The 13,998-nt window shown below is 72.3% G+C and carries 16 protein-coding genes and 1 pseudogene; 6 read left to right on the top strand and 11 right to left on the bottom strand.

Annotated elements, in window-relative coordinates:
• Nucleotides 1-75 precede the first annotated feature (75 nt).
• Together DVH02_RS24305 and DVH02_RS24300 are read left to right on the top strand one after the other, a co-directional pair.
• A pseudogene (locus DVH02_RS24305) lies at nucleotides 76-1,184 on the top strand (ion channel protein).
• Nucleotides 1,185-1,337: 153 nt separating this feature from the next.
• Nucleotides 1,338-2,774 (top strand): glutamate decarboxylase, encoded by a 1,437-nt coding sequence (locus DVH02_RS24300; protein ID WP_114625966.1) that lies wholly within the window; start codon nucleotides 1,338-1,340, stop codon nucleotides 2,772-2,774.
• Between the two features lie 170 nt (nucleotides 2,775-2,944).
• Here the strand turns inward: DVH02_RS24300 and DVH02_RS24295 are convergent, their stop codons facing one another.
• The 3 genes from DVH02_RS24295 to DVH02_RS24285 form a co-directional block, all read right to left on the bottom strand.
• Entirely contained in the window at nucleotides 2,945-3,586 is a 642-nt protein-coding gene (locus tag DVH02_RS24295) for a PadR family transcriptional regulator (RefSeq protein ID WP_114625965.1), read from the bottom strand.
• 51 nt (nucleotides 3,587-3,637) lie between these two features.
• Nucleotides 3,638-5,104, bottom strand: coding sequence for an aldehyde dehydrogenase family protein (locus DVH02_RS24290; RefSeq protein ID WP_114625964.1), 1,467 nt, complete (start codon nucleotides 5,102-5,104; stop codon nucleotides 3,638-3,640).
• A gap of 63 nt (nucleotides 5,105-5,167) precedes the next feature.
• The gene (locus tag DVH02_RS24285) at nucleotides 5,168-6,049 is read right to left on the bottom strand and encodes a helix-turn-helix domain-containing protein (RefSeq protein WP_114625963.1); all 882 of its coding nucleotides are present in this window, start codon (nucleotides 6,047-6,049) and stop codon (nucleotides 5,168-5,170) included.
• Nucleotides 6,050-6,367: 318 nt separating this feature from the next.
• On the opposite strand from DVH02_RS24285, the gene DVH02_RS24280 reads away from it, so the two are divergent.
• A complete protein-coding gene (locus DVH02_RS24280) occupies nucleotides 6,368-6,862 on the top strand; it encodes an ATP-binding protein (protein WP_114625962.1) in 495 nt (164 codons plus the stop codon).
• Between the two features lie 109 nt (nucleotides 6,863-6,971).
• Here DVH02_RS24280 and DVH02_RS24275 read toward each other — a convergent pair whose 3' ends face one another.
• From DVH02_RS24275 to rpmG, 5 genes are all read right to left on the bottom strand, one after another.
• Nucleotides 6,972-7,214, bottom strand: coding sequence for a DUF397 domain-containing protein (locus DVH02_RS24275; protein WP_114625961.1), 243 nt, complete (start codon nucleotides 7,212-7,214; stop codon nucleotides 6,972-6,974).
• A gap of 315 nt (nucleotides 7,215-7,529) precedes the next feature.
• Entirely contained in the window at nucleotides 7,530-7,772 is a 243-nt protein-coding gene (gene rpsR / locus DVH02_RS24270) for a 30S ribosomal protein S18 (RefSeq protein ID WP_114625960.1), read from the bottom strand.
• A 5-nt stretch (nucleotides 7,773-7,777) separates the two neighbouring features.
• The gene (locus tag DVH02_RS24265; RefSeq protein ID WP_114625959.1) at nucleotides 7,778-8,998 is read right to left on the bottom strand and encodes a CobW family GTP-binding protein; all 1,221 of its coding nucleotides are present in this window, start codon (nucleotides 8,996-8,998) and stop codon (nucleotides 7,778-7,780) included.
• Nucleotides 8,995-9,258 carry a type B 50S ribosomal protein L31 gene (locus DVH02_RS24260; RefSeq protein ID WP_114625958.1) on the bottom strand — a complete coding sequence of 88 codons (264 nt, stop codon included), beginning with the start codon at nucleotides 9,256-9,258 and terminating at the stop codon, nucleotides 8,995-8,997. Before DVH02_RS24260 ends, DVH02_RS24265 begins: the two co-directional genes overlap by 4 nt.
• Before the next feature lie 24 nt (nucleotides 9,259-9,282).
• Nucleotides 9,283-9,447 carry a 50S ribosomal protein L33 gene (gene rpmG, locus DVH02_RS24255; protein ID WP_114625957.1) on the bottom strand — a complete coding sequence of 55 codons (165 nt, stop codon included), beginning with the start codon at nucleotides 9,445-9,447 and terminating at the stop codon, nucleotides 9,283-9,285.
• Between the two features lie 52 nt (nucleotides 9,448-9,499).
• On the opposite strand from rpmG, the gene rpmB reads away from it, so the two are divergent.
• Genes rpmB through DVH02_RS35260 form a run of 3 tightly spaced genes read left to right on the top strand, consistent with a single transcriptional unit; the run spans nucleotide 9,500 to nucleotide 10,647 of the window.
• A complete protein-coding gene (gene rpmB, locus DVH02_RS24250) occupies nucleotides 9,500-9,736 on the top strand; it encodes a 50S ribosomal protein L28 (protein WP_114625967.1) in 237 nt (78 codons plus the stop codon).
• A complete protein-coding gene (rpsN, locus tag DVH02_RS24245; protein ID WP_114625956.1) occupies nucleotides 9,736-10,041 on the top strand; it encodes a 30S ribosomal protein S14 in 306 nt (101 codons plus the stop codon). Before rpmB ends, rpsN begins: the two co-directional genes overlap by 1 nt.
• A 39-nt stretch (nucleotides 10,042-10,080) precedes the next feature.
• Nucleotides 10,081-10,647 (top strand): hypothetical protein, encoded by a 567-nt coding sequence (locus tag DVH02_RS35260; protein WP_158575933.1) that lies wholly within the window; start codon nucleotides 10,081-10,083, stop codon nucleotides 10,645-10,647.
• A gap of 256 nt (nucleotides 10,648-10,903) precedes the next feature.
• Here DVH02_RS35260 and DVH02_RS24235 read toward each other — a convergent pair whose 3' ends face one another.
• From DVH02_RS24235 to DVH02_RS24225, 3 genes are all read right to left on the bottom strand, one after another.
• Nucleotides 10,904-12,166, bottom strand: coding sequence for a DUF2786 domain-containing protein (locus DVH02_RS24235; protein ID WP_114625954.1), 1,263 nt, complete (start codon nucleotides 12,164-12,166; stop codon nucleotides 10,904-10,906).
• A gap of 172 nt (nucleotides 12,167-12,338) precedes the next feature.
• Nucleotides 12,339-12,911, bottom strand: a complete 573-nt coding sequence (locus DVH02_RS24230; RefSeq protein ID WP_114625953.1) for an ATP-binding protein — start codon at nucleotides 12,909-12,911, stop codon at nucleotides 12,339-12,341.
• Nucleotides 12,912-13,064: 153 nt separating this feature from the next.
• Nucleotides 13,065-13,979 carry an NADP-dependent oxidoreductase gene (locus DVH02_RS24225; RefSeq protein WP_114625952.1) on the bottom strand — a complete coding sequence of 305 codons (915 nt, stop codon included), beginning with the start codon at nucleotides 13,977-13,979 and terminating at the stop codon, nucleotides 13,065-13,067.
• Between the last annotated feature and the right edge of the window lie 19 nt (nucleotides 13,980-13,998).

Here is a 13,998-nt window from a genome sequence, read left to right as displayed (position 1 = left end):
CTCAACGTAACCGGCCGGCCGGTGGCCCGCCGCCACGTGAGGTGCGAGCCCCGGCCGGCCGGTTACGTTGAGTGCGTGACCACCGACGCTCCGTCCGCCCCGGCCCCCGCCGCGCGGGCCCTGCTGCCGCTGGTGGCGCCCGCGCTGCTGGTGGGGGTGGTCTCGGCGCTGGTGCTGCTCGGGGTGAGCGTGGTCGCCGAGCGGTTCGAGGACGTGCTGTGGGGGACGCTGCCGGACGCCCTCGGGGTGGGGCGTTACTCCGCGCTGTGGATGGTCGTCATGCTGACGGCCACCGGGCTCGCCGTGGGAATCGTCGTACGGCTGGTCCACGGGCACGCCGGGCCGGATCGCCCGGCACCTCGGCCGAGCTGTGGGTGGGGCTCGGCGCGGCGGGCACGATCGGGGCGCTGTTCGGTACGCCGGTGGCCGCCGCGCTGATCCTGACGGAGACGATGGCCGCGCGGCCGGGGCCCGGCACGCTGTGGGACAAGCTGTTCGGGCCGCTGATCGCCGCCGGGGCGGGCGGGCTGACCACCGTGCTGATCGCCCGTCCGACCTTCGACCTCGGCCTGCCCGCGTATCCCGGGACCCACTGGGGCGATCTGCTGACGGTCCTGGTGGTGGCCCCGCTCGCGGCGGCGCTGGGGATGGCGGCCGTCTGCGCGTTCCCGTACGTCCACGCCCTCTTCGGGCGGCTGCGCCACCCCGTGCTCGCGCTCACGGCGGGCGGGCTGGCGCTCGGTCTGCTGGGGGCGCTGGGCGGGCATCTGACGCTCTTCAAGGGGCTGTCGGAGGTACGGACCCTGGCGGAGCGTCCCGACGGCTGGTCGGCCGGTTCGTTCGCCCTGATGGCCGTGGTGAAGCTGGCCGCGCTGCTGACCGCCTCCGCGTGCGGCTTCCGCGGCGGCCGGATCTTCCCCGCCGTCTTCGTCGGCGTCGCCCTGGGCCTGTGCGCCCACGCGCTCGTCCCGGCCGCGCAGCCCACGCTCGCGGTGGTCTGCGCGGTCCTGGGGGTGCTGCTCGCCGTGGTGCGGCAGGGGTGGCTGAGCCTGTTCACCGCGGCGGTCCTGGTCGCGGACCCGAACGTCCTGCCGCTGCTGTGCGTGGCCGCCCTGCCCGCCTGGCTGCTGGTCACCGGCCGCCCCCTGATGCGGCTGCGCGCGGACGGCACGGCGCTGCGCTGACCCGCCCCGGCGCGCGGCGCTCCCGGCGCTCCCGCGTGCGGCGTACGGGCTCCGCGTACGGGCCACGCCCCGACGGGCGGTATGCCCCGTACGTCCGTATCCTCGCCACGGGGGCCGCCGTGGCGAGTCGTACCAGCGCGAGGAGAGCAGCCGATGTCACTCCACCGAGGCACGGACAGAGCGGCGAAGGTGCCCGAGGAGGAGCGCGCCGAGCTGCGCAGACTGTCGCTGAACCCGTTCTTCGGGGAGGCGGACCCGGTGGGCGAGATGACCTCGGCGCCGCCCACGCACCGGCTGCCCGACGGTCCCATCCCGCCCGACTCCGCCTTTCAGCTGGTCCACGACGAGCTGATGCTCGACGGGAACTCCCGGCTCAATCTGGCCACCTTCGTCACCACGTGGATGGAGCCGCAGGCGACGGTGCTGATGGCGGAGTGCCGGGACAAGAACATGATCGACAAGGACGAGTACCCCCGCACGGCCGAGCTGGAGCGGCGCTGCGTGGCGATGCTCGCCGCGCTCTGGAACGCCCCCGACCCGTCGACGGCCGTCGGCTGCTCGACCACCGGGTCGAGCGAGGCGTGCATGCTCGCGGGGATGGCGCTCAAGCGGCGCTGGGCCACGCGCAACTCCGCGCGCTACCCGGCCAGTGCGCGGCCGAATCTGGTGATGGGCGTCAACGTCCAGGTCTGCTGGGAGAAGTTCTGCGCCTTCTGGGAGGTGGAGGCGCGCCAGGTGCCGATGGACGGCGACCGCTTCCACCTCGATCCGCGGGCGGCGGCGGAGCTGTGCGACGAGAACACCATCGGCGTCGTGGCCGTGCTGGGCTCCACCTTCGACGGCTCGTACGAACCGGTCGCCGAGCTGTGCGCGGCGCTGGACGCGCTCCAGGAGCGGACCGGGCTCGACGTGCCCGTCCATGTCGACGGCGCCTCAGGCGCGATGATCGCGCCGTTCCTCGACGAGGATCTCGTCTGGGACTTCCGGCTGCCGCGCGTCTCCTCGATCAACACCTCGGGGCACAAGTACGGGCTGGTCTACCCGGGCGTCGGCTGGGCGCTGTGGCGCTCCCCCGCCGAACTCCCCGAGGAGCTGGTCTTCCGGGTGAACTACCTGGGCGGCGACATGCCCACGTTCGCGCTGAACTTCTCCCGGCCGGGCGCGCAGGTGGTCGCGCAGTACTACACGTTCCTGCGGCTGGGCCGGGAGGGCTACCGGGCCGTCCAGCAGACCGCCCGCGACATCGCGCGCAGGCTGGCGGACCGGATCGCGGCGCTGGGGGACTTCCGGCTGCTCACCCGGGGCGACGAACTGCCCGTGTTCGCCTTCACCACCGCCCCCGGTGTGACGAACTTCGACGTCTTCGACGTCTCGCGGCGGCTGCGCGAACAGGGCTGGCTGGTGCCCGCGTACACCTTCCCCGCCAACCGCCAGGACCTGTCCGTCCTGCGGATCGTCTGCCGCAACGGCTTCTCCGCGGATCTGGCCGCGCTGCTCATCGCGGACCTGGAGCGGGTGCTGCCGGAGCTGCGCGGCCAGGAACGTCCGATGGGCCGGGACAAGTCGGCGGCGACGGCCTTCCACCACTGAGGCGGGTACGGTACGGGCCCGCCCGCGCCCGTACCGCTTCCGTACGCCCGTCATGACGATCACGTCGGCGTCCCATGCCCGCGTCCCCTCACTTCACCCCTGCTTCGATAATCAAAATTGACTACCGGACCCCGGAGAGGTGACCCGCCCTTCTCATGGGTCACACGTGATCAGCGACGGTCCCCGTCATGCGCGGTCCCCGTCGCGTACGGGTTCTCCTCGCCCTCCGCGAGCACCCCGACGAACGGTTCGCCCTCCCCCGCGAAGGTGTACGCGCCCGCCTCGATGCGCCCGATCAGCCCGCGCGTCCACGCCGCGCCCGCGTCCGCCGTATGGACCCACATGTTCATGATCTCGCCGATGTGCCCGAGCGCCTCCGGGCCCTCCTCGGGCACATAGTGCCCGGTCACGGCGGCGCGCCACTCCTCGATGGCGGCCACCCGCCGCCCGAGCAGCTCGATCGCCTCGGCGCGCGGCAGGTCGACGATGAAGCCGAGGGCGGCCGAGAGCACGTCCATCTTCTGGTCGTACGAGGTGAGCGACGCGCGCAGCAGCCGCACGTACTCCTCGCGGCCTGCCGCCGTCACCTCGTACTCCGTGCGGGGCGGGCCGCCCGCCGTACTCGGCGCGACCTCGTGCGCCAGCAGCAGGCCCTGCTTGGCCATCTGCTTCAGCGCGTGGTAGACCGAGCCCGGCTTGGCGTTGGACCACTCGTGCGCGCCCCAGTACTCCAGGTCGTTGCGGACCTGATAGCCGTGCGCGCGCCCGTGCTGACGCACCGCGCCGAGGACGAGCAACCGGATCGCTGACATCGCTCCAGGCTAGGGCCTCTCGTCTGGATCAGGCCCTGTCCGACAACGGCCCTAGAGCGGGAACTCCCCGCGCCCGCGCCGCACCGAGATCCACTTCTGCGTCGTGAACGCGTCCAGCGCCGCGTCCCCGTTGAGCCGGCCGAGCCCCGACGCCTTCTCGCCGCCGAACGCCACCATCGGCTCGTCCCGCACGGTCGCGTCGTTGACGTGGAACATGCCGGTGACGATCCGCTCGGCGAACGCCACGCCGCGCTCCACCCGCGCGGTGTGGACGGCGCCGCTCAGTCCGTACGGGGTGTCGTTGGCGAGCCGTACCGCCTCTTCCTCGCCGTCGAACGGGACCAGCAGCACCACGGGGCCGAAGATCTCCTGCCGCAGGAGCGGGGAGTCGGGCGCGAGGCCGGTCAGTACGGTCGGCTCCACGAGGTTGCCGCGCGTGTTGCCCCGCACGAGCGCGGTCGCGCCCTCGGCGAGCGCCTGGTCGACCAGGGAGGTCAGGGCGTCCGCGTGGGAGCTGTTGATGACCGGGCCGATCTGGGTCTCGGGGTCACGCGGGTCGCCGGTCCTGAGCGCCGCCACCTTCGCGACGAACTTCTCCGTGAACTCCCGCTCCACGGCGCGGTCCACCAGGATCCGGTTGGCTGCCATGCAGATCTGGCCCTGGTAGAAGAAGCGGCTGAAGACCGCCGCGTCCACCGCGTAGTCGATCCCCGCCTCGTCCAGGTCGTCCAGGACCACCAGCGCGCTGTTCCCGCTCAGTTGCAGCAGCGCGCGCTTGAACTGACCGCCCGCGACGGCCCCGACATGGCGGCCCACCCGGTCGGAGCCCGCGAACGAGATCACCTTGGGGACCGGGTGCTCGATCAGCGCGTCACCGATCTCGGCGATGTCCGTGACCACCACGTTGAGCAGCCCGGCCGGCAGCCCCGCGTCCTCGAAGAGCCCGGCTATGAGCCCGCCGCCGATCACCGGCGCGTTCTGATTGGGCTTGATCACCACGGCGTTGCCCAGCGCGAGCGCGGGCGCCACCGACTTGAGCGTCACCAGGAACGGGAAGTTGAACGGGCTGATCACGCCGACGACACCGACCGGCAGCCGGTGGACGCGGTTCTCCCTGCCGTCGACCGGGGAGGGCAGGATCCGGTCCTCGGACCGCATCGTCAGCCGGATGGCCTCGCGCAGGAACTCACCGGCCGTGCCCACCTCGTACAGCGCCTTGGCGCGGGTACCGCCCGACTCGTCGATGATCGCCTCGACGATGTCGTCGGCGCGCTCCTCGACCAGCCGCAGCACGCGCTCGATGACGGCCCGGCGGGTGTACGGGTTGGTGGCGGCCCAGCCGGGCTGGGCGCGTTCGGCCGCGCGGTACGCCTCGTCCACCTCGCGGGCCGTGGCGACGGTGATGGCGGCGAGCTTCTCCCCGTTGTACGGGTTGAAGTCGATGATGTCCCACGAGCCGCTGCCGGTCCGCCACTCGCCGTCGATGTACTGATGGGCCAGATCGGTGAAGTAGGACATGCGATCCCTTACTGCGGGTGCTACAGGCGCAAACTCCTGATGTGAGGTCATCGTACTGATGCTTCAGATCAATTGGAGCAGTCCGCGCAGGACATCTCGGCTCTCCTCGGGTCCCGGGCTGTCCTCCTTGAGCCGCGCCATGACCCGTTCGTACTGGCCGACCTCCTCGCGCTTGTCCAGATAGAGGGCGCTCGTCAGCTGTTCCAGGAAGACGACGTCGGACAGGTCCGACTCGGGGAAGCTCAGCATCGTGAACGCGCCGCTCTCGCCCGCGTGTCCGCCGAAACTGAACGGCATCACCTGAAGGGTGATGTTCGGCTGCTCCGAGATCTCGATCAGATGCTTCAGCTGCCCCTGCATGACGCCGCGGTCGCCGTACGGGCGGCGCAGCGCCGCCTCGTCGAGGATCGCGTGGAAGCGCGGGGCGCGCTCGGAGACGAGGACCTTCTGCCGCTCCAGCCGCAGGGCGACGCGGCGCTCGACCTCGGCACAGGGGGCGTCGGGCTGGCCGCGGGTGACGACGGCGTGCGCGTACGCCTCGGTCTGGAGCAGTCCGTGCACGAACTGCACCTCGTAGATGCGGATCAAGGAGGCGGCGCCCTCCAGACCGATGTACGTCTGGAACCAGCCGGGCAGCACATCGCCGAAGCTGTGCCACCATCCCGCGACGTTGGCCTCCCGGGCGAGTCCGAGCAGGGCGGCGCGCTCGCCCTCGTCGGCCACCCCGTAGAGGGTCAGCAGGTCCTCGATGTCTCTGGCCTTGAAGCTCACCCGTCCCAACTCCATACGGCTGATCTTGGACTCGGAAGCGCGGATCGAGTAGCCGGCGGCTTCACGGGTGATGCCGCGCGTCTCGCGCAGCCGCCTCAGTTGTGAGCCCAGCAGGATGCGCCGCACCACGGAACCGCCCGATTCGGCTGCGGTCACGTCTCCAACCCTCCCCATCACATGTGGTTCTCCCTGGAGCGCCCCCCGGACTCCAAGTGCCGGATTCTGCCATCAAAACGCTTCAGCCCGTACTCATTCGATTACGGAAATAAGAAGGCTTTGCGTAGAGGGCAAAACTGGTCACGAGGAGAAAAGATACGGAACCGGTACGGGAGCGGTGAAGTCCGGCGCGTGCACGTGCATCTGCCCTTGCATCTGCCGTACGCATTCGGAACCATGGGCCGCGCGCAGCTGCGTGCTCGTTTCGTGATTGACGTGTTGTGACGCTGGACCACCGCAGTATCGCTACGGCCGCGAATCCCGGGAGTGCCTCGCATGGGGATGAATGGATCGACCATGCTCTGGCCGTTAAGGCAGGGGCTTCCTCCCGCCGACCTCAGTGGAGCGGCCGGATCGGCCTCGTGCGCCCTGCCCGCCCGCTACGAGGCGGTGCGCGGGGCACGCCAGTTCACCAGGACCACACTGTCCCAGTGGGAGCTGAGCGAGCGCTTCGACGATGTCGCGCTGGTCGTCTCGGAGCTGGTCACCAACGCGCTGCGGCACGCCCTTCCGGCCGACACCCCGCGCGAGCCGCACGAGGCCCCCGTACGGCTGCATCTGATGCGCTGGTCGTCGCGGCTGGTCTGCGCGGTGCGGGACCCGAGCCACGCGAGCCCGGCGGCGCGCGAGACGGACGAGGACTGCTCGGCGGAGTCGGGGCGCGGGTTGTTCCTGGTGGAGTCGTTCAGCGACACCTGGGGATGGCACCCGCTGGCCGGATCACTGCACGGCAAGGTGGTCTGGGCGCTGTTCCGGCTGGAGAAGGAGTGACGGGACGGGTGTCCGGCACACCATCGGTGGCCGGAACATGCCCGTCCGCGGCAGGTTGGCCGAAAGTACCTGTGACCAGAGCCACCTGACGGCGCTGCCGCCGCAGCCGTCAGGTGGCCGATATCAGATGGTCGAACTCCCCGGCCTTCGCGCCGATCAGCATGGACTCGATCTCGGCCGGCGTGTACACCAGGGCAGGCCCCTCGGGGTGGCGTGAGTTGCGTACCGCCACTTCCCCGCCCGGCAGCTTGGCGAACTCCACGCAGGAACCCTGGGAGTTGCTGTGCCTGCTCTTCTGCCAGACGACTCCGTGAAGCTCTGTGGCCGCAATGCCGTTGTACACGTGGTGCACAGGACGCTCCCCGAGTTGCAAGGTGCAGGTGTCAACTGTCTCGGATCATAGCTGTGTTTCATGTGCTGATGCATGAGCAAATGCACGTGCACGCGGGGTGTTCCTTTGGTTACAGCCCTGGTGAGGACCGTCCGAGCCGGTCAACCGACGCGCCCGTGCCGACTGCTGCTCTGAGTAGAGACGCAAGGGGCGGCTCCCAGGATCCCTTCTCGTCGGACTCGGTGAGAATTGGTCCCCGCCTACCGCCCGTGTACCCGGCCGCGGGCGGTCCAGCCCTCCGGGCCCCGTGGTCCGGGCGCGGCGGTGCCGGGCCGGTCAGCGCGGTGACGGGGCGTACGGCAGCAGCGCCGTCTCCCGGGCGTTCTTGATGGCGCGCGCCAGTCGGCGCTGCTGCTGGGCGCTCACCCGGGTGACCCGGCGGCTGCGGATCTTGCCCCGGTCGGAGAGGAACTTCCGCAGCAGGTCGGTGTTCTTGTAGTCGATGTACGTGGTGCCGTCCCGGTCCAGCGGGTTGGGGCGCGGGGCGGGCGGCTTGCGGTGTGTGCGACGGGCGGACAACGGGGTCAGACCTCCAGGAGGGAGTCGAAGGCGGGCGGCAGCCGCTTCCAGGCGGCGCGGCCGGCGGTGTACTCGGCGTCGGTGAGCAGGCAGGAGTCCAGCAGCCGCCCGATGCCCTCGCGGTCGAGGCCGGGCGAGGTGAAGACGAGATGCTGGCAGCGGTCGCCGTGCAGGGGGTGCCAGTCCAGGGAGGCGGCGGCCCGGCGCAGCGGCGGGACGTTCTCCCACGCGGAGTCCGGCAGCGACGCCAGCCAGGGGCCGGCGCTCTCCACACAGAGCGCACCGCCCGCCGCGTCCCAGTGCAGCAGGCTGTCGTGGTGGTCGGCGAGCCAGAAGCGGCCCCGGCTGCGGGCGGCGGCGCAGGTCAGGTCCTCCAGCGCCGCGTAGAGCCGCTCGGGGTGGAAGGGCCGGGCGCGGTGCCAGACGTAGGTGCCGACCCCGCACTCGTCGGCCTCCTGGGGCAGCAGCGCGCAGGCGGGGTGCTGGCGGGCGGCGGCGGCCTCGACGTCGAAGCCGGCGAGCGCGGCGGCGGCCAGTTCGCCGGGGCCGGTGGTGCCGGGGCGGGCCGTATCGGCTTCGCTCGTACCGGGGCCGCTCGTACCGGGGCCGCTCTCGGGGTCGATCCGTACCTGTAGTGCGGTCGGGTGCAGTTGGGCCAGCAGCGCGCGGTCCTCGTCGTCGGCCAGCGGGCTGTCGGCGATCGCGAGGACCGGCGCGTACTCCAGCTGCCGGGCCCAGGTGTCGGCGATGGTGCGCCGGTCGGTGGCCGCGGCGGCGAGTCCGGCGTCGGCGAGGTCGTCGCCGTTGCCGAGGTACGGGAGCAGCAACGCCGGGTCGACGGCGGTCAGCACCGAGCTGACGACCAGCCGTTCGCCGTGCGCCGCGATCACCTCGGCCATGGCGCGGGGCTCGACCGAGTCCCACAGCTCGACGATCGCGAGCCGGGTGGTGCCGTCGTCCGCGAGCCGGTTCAGCTCGGGGACGAGGTCCTCGCGCAGCGCGCAGCACGCGCAGTCGTTGACGAGCGGGGCCTCTCCGGAGGAGAGCGGTCCTGTCGCGTCGCGGACGGTGCGTACGACGGTGCCGCGCGCGGCCGTCGACAGGTCGTGGTGGAGGGCGACGCTGCCGGGCACGGTGGCGAGGAGTCGGCGCACGGCGGCCTCGCGGGCGTCGGAGTGCAGACCGCAGACGAGCGCGACGGGGAGCCTGCCGTCGGCCGCGCTCATGGCCGGGCCCCGGGGGCGCGGCGGCCGTAGCGGCGCTCGAAGCGCTCCACCCGGCCCGCGGTGTCGAGGACGCGGGCGGTGCCCGTGTAGAAGGGGTGGCTCGCCGAGGAGATCTCGACGTCGACGACGGGGTAGGTGGCGCCGTCCTCCCAGACGACCGTCTTCTCACTGGAAGCGGTCGACCGGGTGAGGAAGGCGAAGTCGGCGGCCCTGTCGCGGAAGACGACGGGCCGGTACGCGGGGTGGATTCCGGGCTTCATCTGGTGCTGGTTCCTTCGCTTCTCTCAGCGCTCTTCGCGGAAGTCGACATGGCGGCGGACGACGGGGTCGTACTTGCGCAGCGTCAGCCGGTCCGGGTCGTTGCGGCGGTTCTTGCGGGTCACGTACGTGAAGCCGGTACCGGCGGTGGAGCGGAGTTTGACGATCGGGCGTAGTTCGTTGCGGGCCATGGGGTTAGTATATGGAAATGGTTTCCATTTCCAAAGAGAGGGGTGTGTGACCTTGTCCGCCCACTGCCAACTGACCGGGGCCGAGCCGGGCTTCGGTAACCGGATCTCCCACTCGCACCGGCGCACCTCCCGCCGCTTCGACCCGAACATCCAGCACAAGCGCTACTGGCTGCCGAGCGAGGGCAGGCAGGTGCGCCTCACCCTGAGCGCCAGGGCGATCAAGACCATCGACGCGATCGGCATCGAGGCCGCGGTCGCCCGCATGCGCGCACGGGGAGTGAAGGTCTGATGGCGAAGAAGAGCAAGATCGTCCGCAATGAGCGGCGCAAGGAGATCGTCGAGCGCTACGCCGTACGCCGCGCCGAGCTGAAGGAGATCCTGCGGAGCCCCGGCACCCCCGAGGCGGAACGGGTCGCGGCGGATCGGGAGTTGCGACGTCAGCCGCGTGACGCGAGCGCGACCCGGGTGCGGAACCGGGACAGTGTGGACGGCCGGCCGCGTGGCCATCTCAGGAAGTTCGGGCTCTCCAGGGTCCGGCTGCGCGAGCAGGCGCACGCCGGATTCCTCCCGGGAGTGCGGAAATCCTCCTGGTAGTTTGGCCCCCGTTCGGCCACTGACAAGGGGGACTTGATCGTGCGGAAGCAGCTCGTACGGACCGGATCGACCACGACCGGCCTCGCCGTCGCACTCACGCTCGCGCTCACGCTCACGGGATGCGGCGGAAGCGACAGCGGCGACAAGGGCAAGGGCGACTCCACCCCGTCCGCCACCGCCTCGGGCGACGCGGGCTCGGGCTCCGGCTCGGGCTCAGGCTCAGGCTCAGGCGGCGCGAGCGTCGACGGCACGTGGGCGGCCGTCACCGACGGCAAGCCCGTCGCCATGTCCGTCACCTCGGGCAAGGTCTCCCTGGCCGCCGAGGGTCACCTCTGCGAGGGCGAGGCGATGGACATGGGCGGCGAGTCGATGGTGTCGCTCAAGTGCGCGGACGGGGACAAGGACCGCACCATGGGCACGATCGAGTCCAACGACGGCAAGACGCTGGTCGTGTCCTGGCAGGGCGGGAAGAAGGACTCGTTCACCAACGGCGACACGGGCGGCCTGCCCACCGGTCTGCCGTCGGACTTCCCGACCGAGCTGCCGAAGGACCTGCCCACCGATCTCCCGACCGATCTCCCGACGGACCTGCCGACGTCGCGCTGAGAGCCTGTCGGGTGACCTTCGGCCGGTCGGCGGACGCGGTCCGGCGCACCGCGCTCGCTCCGCTCGCACCGTCTCGGCGCCTCGATCCGTCCTCCCGATGCCGCCGCGCGCGATTCACAGGCGCCGGGACGTCCTCGTAGCGGAGCTACCAGGGCGTTTCGGCGCCACGGGAAGCGCGCGCGCCAGAGCGTGGCCGCCCGATCAGAGGCCACCCGACAGCCCCTGAGGCACGGCAGGCGCCGCAGCACCCGCGCCGTCAGCGACCGGGGCGGAGGCGGTCGCGCCCGGTTCTCCCCCGGCGCGCGGCGGGCAGGTCGGCCGCGTCCGCCGCGGACGTTCCGTGGTCCCAGCCTTCGGCGTCCGTCACCCCGCGGACGCGGGTCGCGACCGTCTCGGGGAACATCCGGTCCGTCCGCTCGGCCACGGCCAGATCGCGCGCCGCGAGCACGGGCAGCAGCCCGGAGCCGCTCTCCGCGCCCGCCCCCGCCGCCGCGCCCGCCGCCGCTCGCGCGGCTTCCGCGGTGGCGTGTTCCGCGGCCAGGGCCAGCCGTTCGCCCAGGCGGTGCGCGTACGCCATGAGGAACGACTGCCGGAACGTCTTCGTCCGCTTGCGCCCCGAGGCGCGCTGTCCGGCCTCCGCGCGGGTCATCGCGGAGACGCCCTGCACCAGGAGCGAGGTGTGGAGCAGCTCCACCGCGTCCAGGTCCGGTCCGAAGCCGACGACCGTGGAGAAGCCGTACGCGCTGTTCCACACGGCGCGGCAGCGGTTGGCCGAGGCGACGGCGTCGAGCAGGATCGCCTTCGCCGTCTCGTACGGGGCGTCCACCCCGATCCGGCACGCGCCGGGGACATCGCCCCGGTGCGTGCGGTCGGCCAGCAGCGCCTCGTCGACGCTGTGGCGCGCCATCAGCTCCTGCGCCTTGGCGGTGAGCGCCTCCGCCTCCTGGGGATAGCCGGTCGCCTCCGCCTTCGCCAGCAGCGCCCGGATCCGGCTGAGCATGCGCGGCTCGCCGTCCGCGGGCGCCTGCTGGACGGGTGTCCCGGGTACGGGCCCGGCCGGTTCGAGCGGGGGCAGCCTCGCGAGCAGCAGATACAGCTCCAGTGCGGCGGTGGCGTACGAGAAGCGGTCCGCCCGGTACGGCTCGGCGCGAGTGCGGGCGACGGCGGGGCCTTCGCCCCCGTCCGGGGTGAAGTCGACGCCGAGATCGGCCAGTTGCGCGGCCCAGCGCGCCGGAAGCCGCTCGTAGCGCCGCACCTCCCCCGCGATCAGCTCCGCGAGCAGCCGCGCCTGCGGGTCGCGCAGCTCACGGCGGACGAGCCGGGCCACATCGGCGGGCTGCCAGCCGCGCTCCCACGCCAGCCGTATGTATCCCTCGCCGCGCCGCCTCAGCTCGTCGTCGGCCGCCGGGTCGGCGGCCAGCAGGGACGCGGCCAGGTCGAGCCCGTCACCCCCGCGCGCGCCGGGCCCGCCGCCCGTGGAGAGCAGCGCGGTGAGCGCCCGCTCGACGGTGTCACTCATGCGGTCGCCCCCTCCGGCGTACGGATGTCCACGCCCACGATGATCCCAGATCCCGGGCCGGGCCCCGCCCTCTGTCCACAGCCTGTGGATATCGGGGTGAGCGGGACGGCGGGCCGGGGCGCGCACCGGGTCCGGGCCGGGGGCGCACACCGGCCCGCGCGCTCCCCTCAGGTCAGCGCCGCACGTCGCCGCCCGTGCCTCCGCCCGTACCCGTACCCGTGCCCGTGCCCGTGCCCACGCCCGTACGCGTGCTCCCGCTGCCGCCCGCGCTCTCCGCCTCGAACTCGCACCACACCACCTTCCCGCGCACCGGTCCCGCGCGATCGCCCCAGTCCGCCGCGAGGGCCGTGACCAGCAGCAGCCCACGCCCCTCCTCCGCCTCGGCGGCGGTCTCCGCGTCGACCGACTCGATGCCCGTCGGCCACCGGGGCGGCGTACGGGAGGGATCGGCGACCTCGACGCGCAGTCGGCCCTCCGCGCGCAGCAGCGCGAGGGAGACCGGGCCGCGGGTGCAGCCGCAGAGGCAGACACCGTGCCGTACGGCGTTGGTGACGAGTTCCGTGACCGCCAGCTCGACGGCGGCGGCCAGTTCGGGGTCCACCCGGCGGAGCGCGAGCACCTCACGGGTGTGACGGCGGGCGCGGGGAGACGCCTCCGGCCGGTGCGGAAGCGGTATCCGGGTGAGCGGAAGCCAGGCGGGGCCGGAGTCGTAGACGTCGTGCGCAAGTCCACTGTCAGTGAGCATCGTTACTCTCGGACATCAATAGGTCACCGAAAGCAACCCATGGTGCCCGAGAGGAGCCCTGTCATGCCACATCCCCGATCCCGGGCCCTGTCGGATCGGCGTGCGCCGACACGCCGGAGGCGACGCCGGGCGGATCCCGCCGGATCCGCCGTCTCAGGGCGTGATCACCAGTTTTCCGCCGGCGTGCCCGTCCTCGCTCGTCGCCTGCGCCGTCGCCGCCTCGTCGAGCGGGAACGTCCGTGCGATCTGTACCCGGAGCGCGCCCTCCGCCGCGAGACGGGCGTGCTCCGCCAGTCCGGCGCGCCTGTCCTCGGGGGTCATGCCGCCGGAGGAGAAGACCACCCCCAGGTCTCCGGCGGCCATGTCCGCGATGGTGACGATCCGGTCCGTGACACCGTCGAGCAGTTCGATCGAGTCGGGCAGCGCCCCCTTGCCCGCCACGTCGAAGACGGCGTCGACACCCTGCGGCGCGGCGGCGCGGACGCGCGCGACCAGCCCGTCCCCGTAGGCCACGGGGACGGCGCCCAGGGAGCGCACATAGTCGTGACGGGCCGGCGACGCCGTACCGATCACCGTGACGCCGCGCGCCACCGCCAGTTGGACGGCCACCGCGCCGACCGCCCCCGCGGCGCCGTGCACCAGCAGGGTCTCGCCGTCGCGTACGGCGAGCAGGCCGAGCACCCGCGCGGCGGTCTCCCCGGCGACCGGGAGCGCCGCCGCCTCCGCCCAGCCCAGCGCGGGCGGCTTGGCGGCCACCGGCCCGGCCAGGGCGTACTGCGCGTAGGAGCCGGTCGCCGACCAGCCCAGCACCTCGTCCCCGACGGCGAACTCCGTGACGCCCTCGCCGGTCTCGTCCACGACCCCGGCGCATTCGACGCCGGGCACGGCGGGCAGCGTCGTCGGCGAGACCTGCTCCATCCAGCCCCGCCGGATCTTCCAGTCCATCGGATTGACGCCCGCCGCCCGCACCGCCACCCGGACCTCGCCGGGACCCGCGTGCGGTTCGGGTACGTCCTCGGCGCGCAACACCTCGGGCCCGCCGAACTCATGGAAAACGATCGCTCGCATGGCAGCCTCCACAGCCTGT

It is taken from the genome of Streptomyces corynorhini (assembly GCF_003346515.1).
GTDB lineage: Bacteria > Actinomycetota > Actinomycetes > Streptomycetales > Streptomycetaceae > Streptomyces > Streptomyces corynorhini.
This window is presented reverse-complemented; position numbering and strand designations above follow the sequence as displayed.